This window comes from Bordetella genomosp. 10 (assembly GCF_002261225.1).
Lineage (GTDB): Bacteria > Pseudomonadota > Gammaproteobacteria > Burkholderiales > Burkholderiaceae_B > Bordetella_C.
On record NZ_NEVM01000001.1, the window covers coordinates 1,432,333 to 1,450,156 of the forward strand.

Here is a 17,824-nt window from a genome sequence, read left to right on the forward strand (position 1 = left end):
CCCCCGAAACCGGAAACCGGACTCCTCGATGGCGCGCCCGCCCAGAAATACCGAAGCCTTCGTTCCCCCCGCCATGCAGGCGGCTGCGCCGCAAGCCCACGAAGGCGCGGCGCGCCCTGGAATCCCGCCGCATACGTCGGCCTCGCCGCCATGGCGGCAGGCGGATGTCTTGCCGGCCGGGCTGTCGGCCTGGCTGGACGCGCACGCGGACGCGCTGGACAGCGGCGCGCAGGATCCCGCCACGCTCTTGCCCGCGCTGGCCGACGCCGGCCTGTTCCGGTGGGGCGTCCCCGCCGCGTACGGCGGCATCCCCGATACGGACGCCGGTCATGCCATCGAGGCGATCGCGGCGGTGGGCAGCCTTTCGATGGCGGCGGCGTTCGTGGGCTGGAGCCAGCGCTCCTTCATCGAGTTCCTGCTGCATACGCCCAACCGCGCGCTTGCCGGGCGATGGCTGCCGGAACTGGTGCGGGGGCGCATGGCGGGCGCCACCGCGCTGTCCAATGCGATGAAGTACTTGTCCGGCATCGAATCGCTGCAGATCTCGGCGCGCGAGGACGGCGCGGCGTGGCGCCTGGACGGCGTCATGCCCTGGGTGACGAACCTGCGGCCGCAGGGTTTCCTGGTCGCGGCCGCCGTCGCGCGGCCGGACGGGCAGGCCGCCGTCGTGGCGCTGCCCCATGACGCGCCGGGCCTCGCGCGCGGCGCCGACCTGGAACTCATGGGCCTGCGCTCGACCAATACCGCGGCCATTACCGTGGCCCACACGCCCGCCGGCGAGGCGTCCTTGCTGCATGCCGACGCACGCGCGTACCTGCCGGCCTTGCGGCCGGTGTTCGTGGGCTTGCAGTGCGCCTTGTCCATCGGGCTCGCGCGGCGTGGCGTGGAGGAAGCGCGGTCCGCATGCCCGGGCGGCGCGGCCGGCGCCATCCTGGCGGCGTCCGTCGACGCGCTGTCGCGTCGCGTGGAGGCGGCCAGCGCCGCCTTGATCGCGGGGGTGCGCGCGGGCGCGCTGGCGTCCCGGCCATTGGATCTTTTCGAATTGCGCATCGAGCTGGCGGAAAGCGCGGGCGCGGCGGTGCAACTGGAGTTGCAGGCCTGTGGCGGGGCGGCCTATCTGACCGGGCGCCGCCCGGGCTTCGCCCGCCGTTGGCGGGAAGCGGCCTTTGTCCCCATCGTGACGCCCAGCCTGCTGCAACTGAGAACCGAGATAGCCCGCAAGCGCGGCGACGGGGGCGCAGACCGATGATCGCCGGCGCACCTGTCATCCTGCGCGCCCGCCGCGTCAGCGTGGCGTACGACGCGCTCGGCAAGCGTCTCCTGGACGGCATCGATCTCGATCTCGCGGCGGGCGAGATCGTGGCGGTGCTGGGCGCCAGCGGGGTCGGGAAGTCCAGCCTGCTGCGCGCCTTGGCGGGCTTGCAGCCCTTGGCCGGCGGCGAGATCGAGATGGCCGGCCAGCCCTTGGAGGGCGTGCATCCGGCGGTGGCCGTGGCGTTCCAGGATCCGGCCTTGTTGCCGTGGCTGAGCTTGGAACGGAACGTGGCCTACGGACTGAATTTCCGGCGCCAGCCGGCGGTGGATGCTGCCGTCCGGCGCGCGCGGGTGGACCGCGCCATCGAGGAAGTCGGCTTGTCGACGGCGCGCCATCTGCGTCCCGCGCAGTTGTCCGGCGGCATGGCGCAGCGCGCGGCGCTGGCGCGCTGCCTGGCGCGCCAGCCGCGGGTGCTGCTGCTGGACGAACCCTTCGGCGCCCTGGATGAAGTGACCCGCGCGGGCATGCAGCAGCTCCTGCTCAAGGTCGTGGCGGACTTCGGCACCGCCACCCTGTTGATCACGCACGATATCGACGAGGCCCTGGCCGTTGCCGACCGGGTGCTGCTGCTGGGCGGCGCGCCGGGCCGGATCGCCGCGTCGTGGCGTATCGACGCGGCCCATCCGCGTGAAGACGGGATGGGCGCATTGCGCGCCGAAATCTATGACCGCCTGCACGAATCCATCCGGCTGGCGGCGGCTTCCCCCTGCCATTCCAGACAACAGACTGCATAGGAAAGACGGCGATGTGCTTCGATACCATGACCCGGCGCGATATGTTGAAGTTGTCCGCGCTGTTCTCCGCGGGCGGCGCCTTGCCGCTGCTCACGGCGCTGCAGGCGCGCGCGCAAAGCGAGCCCGACGCGCCGGTGCGCATCGGCTACCTGCCCATCACCGACGCGACCCCGCTGCTGGTCGCGCACAACAACGGCTATTTCGAGCAGGCGGGCCTCAAGGCCGAGAAGCCGACGCTGCTGCGGAGCTGGGCGCAGGTGATCGAGGCGTTCATTTCGGGGCAGGTCAACGTGGTGCACTTGCTCTCGCCCATGACGCTCTGGGCGCGCTACGGCAGCCAGGTTCCGGCCAAGGTCGTGGCATGGAACCATATCGGCGGGTCGGCGCTGACCGTCCAGCCCGAAGTCAACGACGTCGCCGATCTGGCGGGCAAGACGGTGGCGATTCCGTTCTGGCACTCCATCCACAACGTCGTGCTCCAGTACCTGCTGCGCGAGAACGGCCTGACGGCGGTTGTGCGCAAGGGCGGCGGGGTCGGCCCGAAGGAAGTCAACCTGGTCGTGATGGCGCCGTCGGACATGCCGCCGGCGCTGGCGCAGAAGCAGATCGCCGGCTATATCGTGGCCGAGCCCTTCAACGCGGTGGCCGAGACCATGGGCATCGGCAAGGTGTTGCGTTTCACCGGCGACGTCTGGCGCGACCATGCCTGTTGCGTGGTGTTCATGCATGAGCGCGATCTGCAGGAGCGCCCGGTCTGGTCGCAAGGGGTGGTGAGCGCCATCGTCAAGGCCCAGGCCTGGATCCGGACGCATCGCGCCGAAACCGCGCAGTTGCTCTCCAAGGAAGGCGCCAACCGCTACACCCCGCATACCCTGGCCGCGCTGGACAAGGTGCTGGCGCCGCCCGCCTCCGACGAACAGTCCTATCTCGCCACGCGCGCCATCCGCCATCCGCAATGGGCGGAAAAGCGCATCGACTTCCAGCCCTATCCGTTTGCCAGCTATACCGAGGAACTGGTGCGGCGCCTGCAGGGCACGCTCATCGAAGGCGAGCATGGTTTCCTCGCCAGCCTCGATCCGGCCAAGGCGGCGCGGGACCTGGTCGACGATCGCTACGTGCGGCGCGCCATCGAGGAGAACGGCGGCGCGGCAGGCTTCGGGCTGCCGGCTTCGTACGAACGCAGCGAGGCCGTGCAGGCATGACCTCCTCCCGTTTCGGCCGTCCGTTGAGCGGCCCGGCCCGCGCCGCGTGGGGGGCGGCCGGCTTGTTGGCGATCCTGCTGGCCTGGTGGCTCGGCACCGAGGTCCTGACGCCGAGCGCCAGCCTCGGCCGGCGTTTCGGTCCGAGCGCGAGCTTTGCCAGCCTGGGGCATCTGCTGCTGTCCTCGGACTTGCCCTGGCATGTCCTGGTCAGCCTGCGGCGCGTGCTGGTCGGCCTGGGACTGGCGTTGCTGATCGGCGTTCCGCTGGGGCTCGCGGTGGGCAGCCTGCAACGCGTCGAGGCGGCGCTTTCGCCCGCCATGCAGTTCCTGCGCATGATCTCGCCCTTGTCGTGGATGCCGATCGCCGTGATGCTGTTCGGCGTGGGCGACGATCCCGTGTACTTCCTGCTGACTTTCGCGGCCGTCTGGCCCATCCTGCTGAATACGGCGGCGGGGGTTCAGCAACTGGATCCGCGCTGGCTGCAGTTGGCGCGCAGCGTCGCCGCGACGCGCCGTGAAGTGCTGTTCACCGTCGTGCTTCCCGGCGTGTTGGGCAATGTGCTGACCGGGGTGCGCCTGGCCATCGGCATCCTGTGGATCGTGCTGGTGCCTTGCGAAATGCTGGGCGTTTCGGCCGGCATGGGCTACTTCATCCTCGATACGCGGGACCGGCTTGCGTACTCGGAACTGATGGCCATGGTCTTGCTGATCGGCCTGCTGGGCTTTCTCCTGGACGCGGCGGCGCGTTCGCTATACCGCTTGTGGAGGGGCTGAGGCGGCGCCGGCGCGTTGCCTGCCGCGCCGTCGCCACTCCTACTTACAGGGCCTTCGCTTACGGCGCCGGGTTCGGCCAGCGCGTGTGGATGGCGTCGACGGCCTTCAGCAGGTCGGCATCGAAGGGCACGTCCACGCTTTCGATGTTTTCCTTCAACTGGTCGAGATTGGTGGCGCCGATCAGGTTGCTGGTGGTGAAAGGCCGCGTGTTGATGAAGGCCAGGGCCAACTGGGTCGGCGTCAGGCCGCGTTCGCGCGCCAGCTTGCAGTATTCGACCGTGGCGGCTTCCGCCTGGGGATTGCTGTAGCGCGTGAAGCGGGTGAACAGCGAGAGGCGGGCGCCCTCGGGCCGCGCGCCGTCCAGGTACTTGCCGGTCAGCATCCCCATGGCCAGCGGCGAATACGCCAGCAGGCCCACGCCTTCGTGATGGCTGAATTCGGACAGGCCGTTTTCATACTGGCGGTTGAGCAGGTTGTAGGGATTCTGGATGGACACGACGCGCGGCAGCTTGTCCCGTTCCGCATGCTTGAGGAACTGCGCCACGCCCCATGGCGTTTCGTTGGACACGCCGACGTGGCGGACCTTGCCCTGCTTGACGAAGTCCTGCAGCACCTCCAGCGTTTCGGCGATGGGCACGGTGTGCTCGTCTTCGACCCAGGGGTAGTAGGGCACGCCGAAGGTGTTGGTGGTGCGGTCCGGCCAGTGCAGTTGATAGAGGTCCAGATAGTCCGTCTGCAGGCGCTTGAGGCTGGCGTCCAGCGCGGCGGTGAGATTCTTGCGGTCGAAGAAGGTCTTGCCGTCGCGGATGTGGCCGGGACGCTTGGGGTCGCGCGCCGGGCCGGCGCACTTGCTGGCGAGAACGATGTCCTGGCGGCGGCCGGTGCGCGCCAGCCAGGTGCCGATATGGCTCTCGGTGCGGCCTTGGGTTTCCGCCTTGGGCGGCACCGGGTACATCTCGGCGGTGTCGACCAGGTTCACGCCGTGCGCCAGGGCGTAGTCCAGTTGTTCGTGCGCTTCGGCCTCGGAATTCTGCTGGCCCCAGGTCATGGTGCCCAGGCCGATCAGGCTGACGTTCAAATCGGTATCGCCGAGTTTGCGGTATTTCAAGGAAGTGCTCCGGGGATGGGAGATAGGGGGCGCGGCGCGCGCGCCCGCGCAGTGAGGAGGAGAACGGGCAGGGCGCATCCGGGGAGCGCCTGGCCGCACACAGGAGCCGATCTTACTCCCCGCCTCCCGCCGCCCGCCATCATGGCGCACGGGACGTAAGGCTTTAAGCGCGGCGCAAGGCCGGCGCCGGCGCCGCCTTCTTCAGGCGCTCTGCTCGGGCGCGGGATAGCTGCCGCCCAGCGCCTCCGTCAACGCGCGCGCGGCCTGCTTGACCGGCACTTGATAACCCGCGTCGAAGCGTTCCGCCGGCATGGTCAGGGTGATGGAGCCGACGAATTCGCCGTCGGCGCCGAACACGGGCGCCGCGATGCCGGCCAGCTCGGGCAGTCGGTCGCCCACCAGCACCACCACCTGCTCGCGGCGGATGCGCGCATGGATGTCTTCCGTGCCGCCGCCGTAGGCGCCGAGGATGCGTCCGCCCGCGCCCCGGTCCAGCGGCAGCAGGTCGCCGGCGCGCGTGTGGTCGCGCACCGGCCGCGGGGAATCGACCCGATGCAGGCACAGGCGACGGTCGCCCTGGCGCACGTGCAGGGCGGCGCTTTCCTGCGTCAGCGCGACCAATTGGCGCAGGGCGGGCATCACCACCGACGCCAGCGAGAACGATGACGCATAGACCTGGTGCAGGCGCGCCACGCCGGGCCCCAGGGTATAGCGCCCGTCCGGCCGCCGCCGCACCAGATGCGCGTGTTCGAGCGACGCCATCATGCGCAGCACGGTGCTCTTGTGCAGCCGCGTGTGCTCGGCCAGTTCGGCCAGGTCGGGTTGCGGCAGCGAGGCCGAGAACGCATTCAGCAGGGACAGGGCGCGGTCGACGGCGGCCACGCCGCCGGCGGCGGCATTCTCGTCGGCGAGAGAGGGGACGGCGGATTTTCGGGGCATGGGTGTAGGGCTCCATTGCGTATTCCCGGGCCCGGCAACGGACGCCGGCAGGCAGCGACGGTAGGGCGGGACGGCGTGGCTTGACAGCGGCATGCCGCGCCAGCCATCATAGATAGAACGATATTCTATCTAATGAAATCAACCGGAACAAGGCTGAAGCCGGCATCCCAGCGCCGGCATTCCACCGCCAACGCGTTTCTTCATCCCGCTTCATCCAGACCACACTCCAGGAGACAACATGGATCATCAACGCCGAGTTCTGCTCGCCGGCATGGCTGCCGCCGCCGCCGGTTTCACGCTGCCAAGCCTGGCGCGCGCGGATACGAAGTACCCGTCCGGCCCCATCACCATGATCGTGCCCTTCCCGCCGGGCGGCGGCACGGACGCCGCCTCGCGGCTGATCGCGCAGTTCATGGGCCAGTCGACGGGCTGGAACATCGTGGTGGAAAACCGGGCGGGCGCCGGCGGCAACATCGGTTTGGGGCTGCTCTCGCGCGCCAAGCCGGACGGCTTGACGATAGGCATGGGGCAGACGTCCAACCTGGCCATCAATCCTTCGCTGTATCCCAAGATGCCCTATGACTCGCTCAAGGACTTCGTGCCCATCGTGCTGGTCGCCGGGCAGCCCGTGGTGCTGGTGGTGAGCGCGACCAGCCGGTACAAGACGCTGGCCGACGTGGTGACGGCGGCCAAGGCCAAGCCGGAGGCCATCACCATGGCGTCGGCCGGCATCGGCACCGTCGGCCACCTGGCCGGCGCCATGTTCATGCAGGCGGCGGGCGTCAAGTTCCTGCACGTGCCGCATCCCGGCGCGGCCAACGCCGTGTCCAACATGATCGGCGGCCAGGTCGACATCTATTTCGCGACGCCCGCCACCGTGCTGCCGCTGATCTCCAGCGGCAAGCTGCGTCCGCTGGCGGTGACGTCCAAGGATCGCCTGAAGGCCTTGCCCGATACGCCCGCCATCGCCGAACAGGGCTATGCCGATTTCGACGCGCGCGACTGGAAGGGCCTGGTGGCGCCGGCCGGCACGCCCGGCGACGTCGTGCGGCAGATCAACACGGTGGTCAACGAGGCCCTGAAGAAGCCGCTGACCATCGAGCGCTTCGCCGCGGAAGGCAGCACGCCGATCGGCGGCACGCCCGAAGACTTCGCCACCTTCCTGAAGTCGGAATACAAGCGCTGGGGCGACACGGTGCGCGCCTCGGGCGCCAAGATGGAATAAACCCCGTGGAATAAACCCCGACGCGGGTCGCGGCGGCCGGCCAGGTGGCCAGGCGCCGCGCTCCGCGTGTCTCCCAAGAGGAATCATTCATGTCCAAGCCGTTGCACGGCATCCGCGTGCTCGACCTCACCAACGTGCTGGCGGGGCCGTTCTGCTGCCACCAACTGGCGCACATGGGCGCCGACGTGATCAAGGTGGAAACGCCCGGGACCGGCGACCTGGCGCGCCAACTGGGCGCCGACGCCGACCTGAACCGCGGCCTGATGGGCGTCTCCTTCCTGGCGCAGAACGCCGGCAAGCGCTCGATCACCGTGAACCTGAAGCATGCGCGCGGCAAGGAAGTCTTCCTGCGCCTCGTGGCCCAGGCCGACGTGGTGGTGGAAAACTTCCGCCCGGGCGTGATGGACCGCCTGGGCGTGGGCTTCGAGGTGCTGCGCCAGCACCAGCCGCGCCTCGTGTATTGCGCGATTTCCGGTTTCGGCCAACAGGGGCCGCTGCGCGACTACCCGGCCTATGACCAGATCGTGCAGGGCATGTCCGGCGTCATGAGCATTACCGGCGCGCCGGACACCGCGCCTTACCGCGTCGGCTATCCCATCGCCGACACCGTCGGCGGCATGACGGCGGCCTTCGCGGTGGCGGCGGCCCTGGCGGAGCGGGACCGCGACAGCGCGCGCTTCATCGACGTTTCCATGCTGGAAGCCACCATGGCGACCATGGGCTGGGCCGTGTCGAATTACCTGGTGGCCGGCCGCACGCCGGCGCCCATGGGCAACGACAACGTCACCGCCAGTCCGTCCGGCACCTTCCGCACCGGCGACGGCCTGCTCAATATCGCGGCCAACAAGCAGGAGCAGTTCGAGGCCCTGTGCCGGGTGGTGGGACGGGAGGACCTGATCTCGCATCCGGACTACGCCGAGCGCCAGGCGCGCCTGCGCCATCGCGAGGCCCTGACGGCGGAACTGGAGCAGGCGCTGGCAAGGCAGTCGGCGCTGCAATGGTGGCCCTTGCTGACCCAGGCGGGCGTGCCGACCGGGCCGGTCTACAGCGTCGAGCAGGCCCTGGCCCATCCGCAGGTCGCCGAACGCGGCATGGTGGCCACCTTCCCGGACGTGCCGGGGGTGGGACGCGACGTGCGCGTGGTGCGCACGGGTTTCAAGCTGGACGGCGCCACGCCGTCGGTGGATACGCCGCCGCCGCAATTGGGCCAGCACAACGAGGAATTGCTGCGCGAGCTGGGCTATGACGCCGAGCAGATCCGCGGCCTGAAAGAGGAGAAAGCAATATGAGCAGCAGCGAAGCCGGAACCAACAAGGGCGTTGCCCCCGCGGCCGACGACGGCCTGGCCAGCCGCCAGTGGTGGCATACCTCCATCATCGACATGAAGCCGGGCGTGATCCGCTACCACGGCTATGCGATCCAGGACCTGATCGGCAACGTCGGTTTCGCCCAGATGGCGTGGCTGATGCTGCGCGGCGAACTGCCCTCCGAGCGGCAGGGCAAGCTGCTGGAAGCGGCGCTGATGGCCGCGGTCGACCACGGCCCGCAGGCGCCCAGCATCGCCATCGCGCGCATGGCGGCGACCTGCGGCGTGGGACTGAACAACGCCATGGCCTCGGCCGTCAACGTGCTGGGCGACGTGCACGGCGGCGCCGGCGAGCAGGCGGTCGAGCTGTACCAGGACGTGGCCGCCCGCATCGACGCCGGCGCCAGCCAGGAAGACGCGGTCCGCGCCGGGCTGGACGCCTTCATCGACGTGCATGGCAAGTTCGTGTCGGGCTTCGGCCATCGCTTCCATCATCTCGATCCGCGCGCGCCGCGCCTGTTGCAACTGGTGGACGAAGCCGCCGCGGCCGGCGCCGTGCCGGGCCGCTACGCCGCCATCGCGCGGGGCATCGAGGCGGAACTGGCGGCGCGCAAGGGCAAGGCCATTCCCATGAACATCGACGGCGCGACGGCGGTGATCTATGCGGAACTGGGCTTTCCCGCGCCGCTCGCCCGTGGCCTGTTCTGCCTCTCGCGCTCGGTCGGCATTCTTGCTCATGCGTGGGAGCAGACCAACCAAGGGGGCAGGAACAAAGGACCGATACCGCGCCAGTACATTCCGGTTTACGATGGACATCCTCCCCGGGACGTGCCGAAAGCCTGACGGCATGCCGGCGCCCCCGGCGGGATGTTGGGCGAGAGGTTGGGCGAGCAGCGGTTTCCCCTTCGGTGTTTCCTCGATTTTGAAGACCTGTAAGCGGGCGTAGCGCGCGGGGTCTTTTTTGCCGCCGGGCCGCCCCAAGGCAAAAACGCCCCCTCGGGGGGCAGCAAGCGGCGTCAGCCGCGCGGCGTGGGGGCTTTTTAAATCCCCTGTCAGCCCCGCGCCGGTACAGTCTGGCCACACATTGGTTCGGAGGGCGGGATGCGGGGCAAGACTATCGCGGCGACACTGGCCGGCGTGGTGGTGGTGGCTATCGTCGCGCTCATCGCGTTCGTGGCGGCGACGTGGCAACGCGGGATCGCGGAGATCGCGCCGCCGCCCGCCGCGTCCTTCGATCGCGCGTCGGTGGACCGCGGCTTGCGCGTGGCCGCGGCGGGGGACTGTATTTCCTGTCACACCGCGGCGGGCGGGCCGGTCTACGCCGGCGGCGCGCCGCTGCGCACGCCGTTCGGCACCCTGTACAGCAGCAACATCACGCCCGATCCCGACAGCGGCATCGGCCGCTGGTCCCTGGCGGCCTTCGCGCGGGCCATGCGCGCGGGCGTCGCGCGCGACGGGACCTTGCTCTATCCGGCGTTTCCCTATCCCCATTTCACGCATTTGTCCGACCAGGACGTGCACGATCTGTACGCCTACCTGATGACGCGCACCCCCGTGGCGACCAGTCCGCCGGACAACGCGCTGTCCTTCCCGTATTCCTTCCGGCCCTTGCTGGCGGTATGGAACCTGCTGTATCTGCCGGACGGTCCCTTGCCCGCCGCCGCCGCCGGCCGCGGCGAGGCATGGCTGCGCGGCCGTTACCTGGTGGAAGGCGCGGGGCACTGCGCGGCCTGCCACACCCCCTTGAATGCCCTGGGCGCGCCGGCCAGCGGCCGCGCCTACGCCGGCGCGGTCGTGGAGGGTTGGGAAGCGCCGGCGTTGACGGCGCTGGCGCACGCGCCCCGGCCCTGGACGGTCGACCAGTTGACCGCCTACCTGCGCACCGGCCTGGCGACCGAGCACGGCGCGGCGGCCGGACCGATGCGGGAAGTGACGCGGCAACTGGCGAATCTGCCCGAGGCCGACGTGCGCGCCATGGCGGTCTATTTGCTGGACCTGCCGGGCGCGCGGAAGGATGATGCAGCGGCGACCGCGACGGCGACCGCTTCGTCCGTGGCCGCACAGCCGGCCGCGGCGACGACCCTGGGCGCGACGCTCTACACCGCCACCTGTGCGGCCTGTCACGACGAGGGCGCGCCGATGGTGCGCATCGGCGGCCGGCCGTCGCTGGCGCTGAGCAGCGCGGCCATCGCCGACGATCCGCGCAACGCCATCAATCTGGTGCTGCACGGCATTCCGCAGGAAGGCAGCACAGCCACCCCCTACATGCCGGCCTTCGGCGCCGTGCTGGACGACGCGCAAGTGGCGCAGGTGCTGGACTATATGCGCGTGCAGGTCGCGCGCCGTCCGTCCTGGCCCGGCTTGCAGGCCGCCGTCGCCGCCGCCCGCAAGGAAACCGCCGAGCCCGCGCCGGCCCCGAAGACGCGGGCCGGGGAGGCGCAGGCCAAGGAGACCCATCAGCCATGATCACGCTGACCGTCAACGGCAAGGCGCACGAACTGGACGTCGATCCGTCCACGCCCTTGCTATACGTGCTGCGCAACCAGTTGCAGCTCAACGGCGCCAAGTTCGGTTGCGGACTGGGCCAGTGCGGCGCCTGTACCGTCATCGTCGGCGACGCGCCCCTGTTCTCGTGCCAGGTGCCGGTCGCCGCCGTCGGCGCCCGGCCCGTGCGCACGGTCGAGAGCCTGGGGACGCCGGAGCGGCCCGGGCCCTTGCAGCAGTCCTTCATCGATCACCAGGCCGCGCAATGCGGATACTGCATCGCCGGCATGATCATGCGCGCCCAGGCGCTGCTGGAACGCAATCCCGCGCCCACGCGGGCCGAGGTGGTCGCGCACATGGAGCCCAACCTGTGCCGCTGCGGCACGCACATGCGCATCGTCGCGGCCATCGTGGACGGGGCCGAGGGCCTGCGGGCACAGGCCGGCGGCGCGACCCACCTGTCTTCCCTGCGGCCGGCCGAATTGGTCGAGCAGACGCCGACGGCGGCGGTCCCGCATCCACGGAGGAAGCGGCAATGAAGCGCGCAGAGGCGAATACGCGGGACGACGGGCAGGCGGGCGTGGACATGCCGGTCGACGTGGGGCAGGGCGCGCCGGTCGACATGGGCCGCCGGCGCCTGCTGGCGTCGGGCGCGATCACGGTCGGGTTCTCGTTGCTGCCGGCGGCCGCCATGGCGCAGAAGGCCGCCGGGGGCAAGGCCGCGGCTCCTTCCTCCACTCCTGCCGCGGCGGCTTCCGCGGCCAAGCCGCCGGCGCCGCCCAAGCTGCCGGGCAGCCTGGCCAGCACGCCGATGCTGGACGCCTGGATCCGCCTGGAAGCCACGGGGCGCGTCACGGTCTGCACGGGCAAGGCCGAACTGGGAACCGGCGTGCGCACGGCGTTCATCCAGATCGCCGCCGAACAGTTGGACGTGGCGCCCTCGGCCATTACGCTGATCACCGCCGACACGGCCCGCACGCCCAACGAGGGCTATACGGCGGGCAGCCATTCGCTGGCCGACAGCGGCACCGCCATCCTCAACGCCGCGGCGCAGGCGCGCGACCTCTTGCTGGACGCGGCCGCCATCCAGTTGGGCGTCGCGCGCGATACCCTGCGCACCGAGGGCGGCCAGGTGCTGGCCGCCGACGGCCGGCGATTGGCGTATGGCGCGGCCGTGGCCGGCCTGGACCTGCATCGCGCCGCGGCGCCGGTGTCGCCCCTGAAGGACCCGCGCCAGTTCCAGGTGATCGGCCGGCCCTGGCCGCGCGTGGACATCCCCGGCAAGGTCGCCGGCGGTCCCAGCTACGTGCAGGACATGCGCCTGCCCGGCATGCTGCACGCGCGCGTCGTGCGCCAGCCATCCTATGGGGCGCGCCTGGTGTCGCTGGACGACGCGGCCGTGCGCGCCTTGCCCGGCGTGGTGCAGGTGGTGCGCGACGGCAGTTACCTGGCCGTGGTGGCGCGCGACGAATGGCAGGCCATCGTGGCGATGCGCGCCCTGGCGGCCGCCGCGCGCTGGGAAGAGACCGCCAGCCTGCCGCCCGCCGCCGACATCCACGCCTATCTCATGCGCCTGCCGGCGCGCGAGATCCAGGTGGCGGACACGCGCGCCGGGACGGCGCCGGCGGGCCGCAGATTCACGGCCCGCTATACCAAGCCCTACCTGACGCATGGTTCGATCGGCCCGTCCTGCGCGCTGGCGCAGTTCGTCGACGGCCAGCTCACGGTCTGGACGCATACCCAGGGCGTGTTCCCGCTGCGCGGGGGCCTGGCGGAGATGCTGGGCCTGCCGCCGGAACGGGTCCGCTGCATTCATGTCGAGGGCGCCGGCTGCTACGGCCACAACGGCGCCGACGACGTGGCCGCCGACGCCGCGCTGATCGCGCGCGCCGTGCCGGGCCAGCCGGTGCGGGTGCAATGGATGCGCGAACAGGAGCACACCTGGGAGCCGTCCGGCCCGGCCATGGTCACCGACGTGGCGGCGACGCTGGACGCCGGCGGCAACATCGTCGATTGGGATTACCAGGTCTGGAGCAATTCGCACAACCAGCGCATCGACAACGCCGGCCGCCTGATGCCGACCTGGGCGCTGGCGCGGCCGTTCACGCCGGCGCCGCCCAAGCCCATCCCGATGCCCGAGGGCGGCGGCGACCGCAACAGCATCCCGCTGTACGACCTGCCCAGGATGCGGGTGCTGCATCACTTCCTGCCCGACATGCCTTTGCGCGTCTCCGCCATGCGTTCGCTGGGCGCGTACATGAATGTCTTCACCATCGAAAGCTTCATGGACGAGTTGGCGCTGGCGGCCAAGGCCGATCCGGTGCAGTTCCGCCTGCGCCATCTGAAGGCGCCGCGCGCCCGGGCCGTGGTCGAGCTGGCCGCGCGGCAATTCGGCTGGCCGGCGCCGGGCCCGCGCGCGCCGGGGCACGGCGTCGGTTTCGCCTTCGCGCAGTACAAGAACCTGATGGCCTACATGGCGCTGGCGGTGGAGCTGGACGTGCAGCGCGAAAGCGGCGCGGTGCGGGTGCGGCGCGTGGTCGCGGCGGTGGACTGCGGCCAGATCGTCAACCCGGACGGCGTGCGCAACCAGATCGAGGGCGGCATCCTGCAGTCCTTCAGTTGGACGCTGCATGAACAGCTTCGTTTCGACCGGCGGCGCGTCGACAGCTACGACTGGAGCACCTATCCCATCCTGCGTTTTTCCGGCGTGCCGGAGCGGGTGGAGGTGCACCTGATCGACCAGCCGGGCCTGCCTTTCCTGGGCGCCGGCGAGGCCGCGCAAGGGCCGGCGTCGGCGGCCCTGGCCAACGCCCTGGCCGACGCCACGGGCCGCCGCCTGCGCGACACGCCCCTGGGCGGCGACCGCTTGCGCGAAGGCGCCGCCTGACGGCGCGGAGGCGGCAGGCGGCGCCGCGCCGGGATCAATCCACGTGCAGGTTGCGCGCCTTGATGATGTCGCCGTAGCGCGCGCGCTCGCGCGCCGCGATGGCGGCCAGTTCGGCGGGCGTCGAGCCATGGGCGACGGCGCCCTGGGCTTCCAGCTTTTTCTTCACGTCGGCGGAGTCGGCCACGCGGCGGATGGCGGCGGACAGCTTGTCCACCACGGCCTGCGGCGTGCCGGCCGGCGCCAGGACGGCGGTCCATGAGCCGGTTTGCGCGTTGTGCACGCCGGCTTCGTCCAGCGTCGGCACGTCGGGCATGGCCGGCGAACGCGAGGGGCCGGTGACCGCCAGCGCGCGCAGCTTGCCCGCCTGCACGTAGGTGACGGTCTCCAGGATGGAGGCGAACAGCATGTCGACGCGTCCCGCCATCAGGTCCGTCATGGCCGGGCCGCCGCCTTTGTAGGGCACGTGCGTCAGCTCGGTGCCGGTGGCCTGCTGGAAGATTTCGCCGGCCAGGTGGGGCGCGCCGCCGGTGCCGGAGCTGGCGAAGGTGTGCTTGCCCGGTTCCTTGCGCGCCAGCTCGACCAGTTCCTGCACGTTGCGGGCGGGCAGTTGCGGCGAGACCACCAGGGCGAAGGGCAGGTCCGAGAACATGGAAACCGGCGCGAAGGCAGTGGCCGGATCGCTGTGCAATTTGTACAGCCAGGGATTGACGGCGAGCATGCCGGAATTGGCGAACAGCAGGGTATAGCCGTCGTTGGCCGAGCGCGCCACCAGGTCGGCGGCGATCTGGCCCCCCGCGCCGGGGCGGTTGTCCACCACCACGGACGCGCCGCCCAGTTGCGGACCCAGCGCCGCGGCCAGCAGGCGCGCCGAGATGTCCGTGCCGCCGCCGGGCGAGAACGGCACCAGCAGGCTGATGGGCCGCGCAGGGTAGTCGTCCGCCGCGCGGGCGGTCAGTGGGCCCAGGCCCGCGGCCAGCACCGGCGTGGTCAGGGCCGCGCCCAGCAGGCGCCTGCGCGCCTTATCGATTGTCTCCATGGTCTCTCACCTTGTTTGAATAATGGGGTGTAAAAAGGCCCTCACGCCGCTTGCTCCCTCCCAGGGGGCGTTTTTGCCTTGGGGCGGCCCGGCGGCAAAAAAGCCGGGCACCAGTCTCGATGCCCACCCAGTGCATAGCGGAGCCGGCTTTGCCGGTCCGCCAACGCGGCCCCCTTGAGGGGGCCGCGCGCAGCGCGGTAGGGGGTGGGCCTCCCTCGCCCCGGCGGTAAAAAAAGCGTGATTCCGGCGCGGCCAGTATAGGAACGATTCGACGGGCGCATCCCATCCAGTTATAAATAGCAAAGATCAATATAAGAATTGAATCGATGGAGACAGGATGGAGTTGCGGCAACTGGAGTGCTTCGTGGCGGTGGCCGAGGAGCTGCATTTCGGCCGCGCCGCCGCGCGCCTGCGCATGACCCAGCCGCCCTTGAGCCGGCAGGTGCAGATGCTGGAACGCAGCCTGGGCGTGAGCCTGTTCGAGCGCAGCAGCCGGGTGGTCGCGTTGACGGCCGCCGGCCGCAGCTTCCTGCGCGATGCGCGGCACCTGCTGGAATTCTCGACCCGCGCGGCCTTGCAGGCGCAGCGGACGGCCACCGGCGCGACGGGCCACGTCACCCTGGGCTTTACCGCGGTGGCCGCCTATCGCCTGATGCCGGCCATCGTCACCCAGGCGCGCCGCGAACTGCCGGACGTGGACATCCAGTTGCGGGAAATGGTCTCGATCGACCTGGGGCGGCACCTGGTGGCCGGCGAACTGGACCTCGTGCTGGTCCGCCACCTGCCGCGGCCGGAGGGCCTGGGCCACCGCCTGCTGGAACGCGAGCCGCTGGTGCTGGCGGCGCCGCGCGGCTGGCCCCTGGCGCGCCTGAGGAGCGTGCCCTTGCAGGCGCTCGATGGCCAGCCCTTCATCGCCTATTCGCCGAATGAAGGCAAGTATTTCCATGAGCGCATCGCCGCCGCCCTGGCGCAGGCCGGGGTGCGGCCGGACGTCGTGCAGCATGCCAGCCAGACGCATACCCTGCTGGCCCTGGTCCGCGCCGGCCTGGGAATGGGCATCGTGCCGGCGTCGGCCCGTGAACTGCGCCTGGATGGCTTGCACTTCACCGCCATCGAAGATTGCGCATTGAAGGCCGACATGTACCTGGCCTGGCGCACGCCGCAGGACAATCCAGCCGTGCTGGCGCTGCTGGATTGCGTGGGCCGCATGCCGGCCGCGGCTCAGCCCTTGCCGGTGTCGTAGCGCTCGAGCTCGGGGCCCAGGTCGGCGGGATCGGCGGCGGGCCGCCGTTCGGCCGCCGGGACGGGAAGATAGCTGCCCTGGTGGCGGTTGGCCCGCAGCAGGTATTGGTCCGTTACGCGCTGGACGTCGGCCAGGGTGGCGTTGCGCACACGGTCGCGTTCCAGGAAGACCAGCCGCCAGTCGCCGTTCACGCTGGCCTGGGACAACGCCCGGGCCCACGCCCGCGGATCGGCCTGGGTGCGGGCCCAGGCGTCCAGCCAGCGGCGGCGCGCCTGATCGAGTTCTTCCCGGAGATAGGGATGCAGATGGACCGATTCCACGGTGCGGTCCAGGATGCGTTGCGCGGCGTCGGCATCCGAGGCGGGCTCGAGGGTGGCGCGGAATTCGATCAGGCCGTAATCGCGCCAGCCCAGGCTCGCGCCGCTCGCCGCGCCGGCCAGTCCCGGGACGACCAGTTCGCCCCGCAGGCGGTGGCGGCCGCCGGTGGCCAGCATGTCGGCCGCCAGGAGCAGCAGGGTGTGGTCGGGGCTGCTGGCCGTGGGCACGTGGTACATGGCGGCCACCAGCGGACGCCCGCCCACGCGGCGCAGCGTGACCGCGTGATTGCCGTCCCGCAGCGGTTCGACGTCGTCGTCGGCGGGCAGATTGCGATGCGGGCGCGGCAGCCTGCCCAGCGTATCGGCGATGGCGGACAGGGCGGCGGCGGCATCGAACTTGCCGGCGATGGTCAGCACGGCGTTGTCGGGTTGGTAGTACTCGCGGTAGTAGTCCTGGAGACGGTCCAGGCGGACGTCGGCGAAGTCCGCGGGCGTGCCCATCGGATCATTGCCGTAGCGGTGCCAATGGAAAACGGCGCCGAGCATCTTTTGCCGCAGCGCCCGCTCGGGCGTGCTTTCGTTGGCCGCGAGTTCCGCGCGTATGCGCGGCAGCACGGCGTCGACGTCGGCGCGCGCGATGCCCGTGTGGACCATGGCGTCGGCCTGCCAGCCCAGGTACCAGGCCAGGGCCGCGGGGGCGGCGGCGAAGGTGGCGGTATAGCGGGTGCGGTCGGCCGACGCGCCGGCCTCGACGTCGATGCCGTGGCGCCGGAATTCCCCGGAAACGTCCGGATGGCTGGGCGTGCCTCTCAGGACGAGGTGTTCCAGCAGATGCGACAGGCCGCGCTGGCCATCGTGTTCGTTGCGCGAGCCCACCCTATAGGTCAGGTCGACCGCCGTGCTTGCCTGCGCGTCGTCGGGCGCCAGGAGGATGCGCAGGCCGTTGTCCAGGCGATATTCGGCAACGCCTTCGGCCGACCTGATCTTGACGTAGCCGTCCGGCGCGCTGGCCTTGGCGGCCTGGCAAGCCAGGGAGCAGAAGACGATCAGGGAACAGAAAAAGAGCAGGGTGGCGAGCGGGCGCGGCAGCCCGGAAAAAGCGAGCGACATAGGAAAGAAGTCCCACGAGTGAGGTGCGATGAGGTGCGATCAGGTACATACGGGAGACGCGAGCGAGATGAGGGCCGGTTCCCGCGCGTATCTCCAGGCCCAACCCCCGGCGTTATGCACGGACTTCTCGCTTCGCGCGTCGCCC

15 protein-coding genes are annotated in these 17,824 nt (G+C 70.5%); 11 read left to right on the forward strand and 4 right to left on the reverse strand.

The genetic code is table 11. From position 1 onward, the window contains the following. The first annotated feature begins 28 nt into the window (after positions 1-28). Genes CAL29_RS06195 through CAL29_RS06210 form a run of 4 tightly spaced genes read left to right on the forward strand, consistent with a single transcriptional unit; the run spans position 29 to position 4,024 of the window. Complete coding sequence (locus CAL29_RS06195; protein ID WP_256977221.1) at positions 29-1,249, forward strand: acyl-CoA dehydrogenase family protein; 1,221 nt, start codon at positions 29-31, stop codon at positions 1,247-1,249. Continuing rightward, the gene (locus tag CAL29_RS06200; protein ID WP_094852053.1) at positions 1,246-2,049 is read left to right on the forward strand and encodes an ABC transporter ATP-binding protein; all 804 of its coding nucleotides are present in this window, start codon (positions 1,246-1,248) and stop codon (positions 2,047-2,049) included. The genes CAL29_RS06195 and CAL29_RS06200 overlap by 4 nt, the downstream gene beginning before the upstream one ends. Before the next feature lie 11 nt (positions 2,050-2,060). Beyond that, complete coding sequence (locus tag CAL29_RS06205) at positions 2,061-3,251, forward strand: ABC transporter substrate-binding protein (RefSeq protein ID WP_094852054.1); 1,191 nt, start codon at positions 2,061-2,063, stop codon at positions 3,249-3,251. Next, positions 3,248-4,024 carry an ABC transporter permease gene (locus CAL29_RS06210; protein ID WP_094852055.1) on the forward strand — a complete coding sequence of 259 codons (777 nt, stop codon included), beginning with the start codon at positions 3,248-3,250 and terminating at the stop codon, positions 4,022-4,024. The genes CAL29_RS06205 and CAL29_RS06210 overlap by 4 nt, the downstream gene beginning before the upstream one ends. Positions 4,025-4,082: 58 nt before the next feature. Here the strand turns inward: CAL29_RS06210 and CAL29_RS06215 are convergent, their stop codons facing one another. Together CAL29_RS06215 and CAL29_RS06220 are read right to left on the reverse strand one after the other, a co-directional pair. Then, entirely contained in the window at positions 4,083-5,132 is a 1,050-nt protein-coding gene (locus CAL29_RS06215; protein WP_179283931.1) for an NADP(H)-dependent aldo-keto reductase, read from the reverse strand. A gap of 201 nt (positions 5,133-5,333) precedes the next feature. Beyond that, entirely contained in the window at positions 5,334-6,071 is a 738-nt protein-coding gene (locus CAL29_RS06220; RefSeq protein ID WP_094852057.1) for an IclR family transcriptional regulator, read from the reverse strand. Positions 6,072-6,309: 238 nt separating this feature from the next. On the opposite strand from CAL29_RS06220, the gene CAL29_RS06225 reads away from it, so the two are divergent. The 6 genes from CAL29_RS06225 to CAL29_RS06250 all read left to right on the forward strand — a co-directional run bounded on the left by CAL29_RS06225 (position 6,310) and on the right by CAL29_RS06250 (position 13,973). Beyond that, positions 6,310-7,296: a Bug family tripartite tricarboxylate transporter substrate binding protein gene (locus tag CAL29_RS06225; RefSeq protein ID WP_094852058.1), complete on the forward strand. Its 987-nt coding sequence runs from the start codon at positions 6,310-6,312 to the stop codon at positions 7,294-7,296. 89 nt (positions 7,297-7,385) lie between these two features. Beyond that, positions 7,386-8,585 carry a CaiB/BaiF CoA transferase family protein gene (locus tag CAL29_RS06230; RefSeq protein WP_094852059.1) on the forward strand — a complete coding sequence of 400 codons (1,200 nt, stop codon included), beginning with the start codon at positions 7,386-7,388 and terminating at the stop codon, positions 8,583-8,585. A gap of 92 nt (positions 8,586-8,677) precedes the next feature. Continuing rightward, entirely contained in the window at positions 8,678-9,445 is a 768-nt protein-coding gene (locus CAL29_RS06235) for a citryl-CoA lyase (protein WP_256977298.1), read from the forward strand. A gap of 258 nt (positions 9,446-9,703) precedes the next feature. After that, the gene (locus CAL29_RS06240) at positions 9,704-11,068 is read left to right on the forward strand and encodes a cytochrome c (RefSeq protein WP_094852061.1); all 1,365 of its coding nucleotides are present in this window, start codon (positions 9,704-9,706) and stop codon (positions 11,066-11,068) included. Next, positions 11,065-11,625, forward strand: coding sequence for a (2Fe-2S)-binding protein (locus CAL29_RS06245; protein WP_094852062.1), 561 nt, complete (start codon positions 11,065-11,067; stop codon positions 11,623-11,625). Before CAL29_RS06240 ends, CAL29_RS06245 begins: the two co-directional genes overlap by 4 nt. Before the next feature lie 47 nt (positions 11,626-11,672). After that, a complete protein-coding gene (locus tag CAL29_RS06250) occupies positions 11,673-13,973 on the forward strand; it encodes a xanthine dehydrogenase family protein molybdopterin-binding subunit (protein WP_094852747.1) in 2,301 nt (766 codons plus the stop codon). Between the two features lie 34 nt (positions 13,974-14,007). Here CAL29_RS06250 and CAL29_RS06255 read toward each other — a convergent pair whose 3' ends face one another. After that, complete coding sequence (locus CAL29_RS06255; protein WP_094852063.1) at positions 14,008-15,009, reverse strand: Bug family tripartite tricarboxylate transporter substrate binding protein; 1,002 nt, start codon at positions 15,007-15,009, stop codon at positions 14,008-14,010. A gap of 337 nt (positions 15,010-15,346) precedes the next feature. Between CAL29_RS06255 and CAL29_RS06260 the strand changes: the two genes are divergently transcribed. Continuing rightward, complete coding sequence (locus CAL29_RS06260; RefSeq protein WP_094852064.1) at positions 15,347-16,252, forward strand: LysR substrate-binding domain-containing protein; 906 nt, start codon at positions 15,347-15,349, stop codon at positions 16,250-16,252. On the opposite strand, the gene CAL29_RS06265 is transcribed toward CAL29_RS06260, so the two are convergent. After that, entirely contained in the window at positions 16,231-17,679 is a 1,449-nt protein-coding gene (locus CAL29_RS06265; protein WP_094852065.1) for a M16 family metallopeptidase, read from the reverse strand. The genes CAL29_RS06260 and CAL29_RS06265 overlap by 22 nt on opposite strands. Positions 17,680-17,824 lie beyond the last annotated feature (145 nt).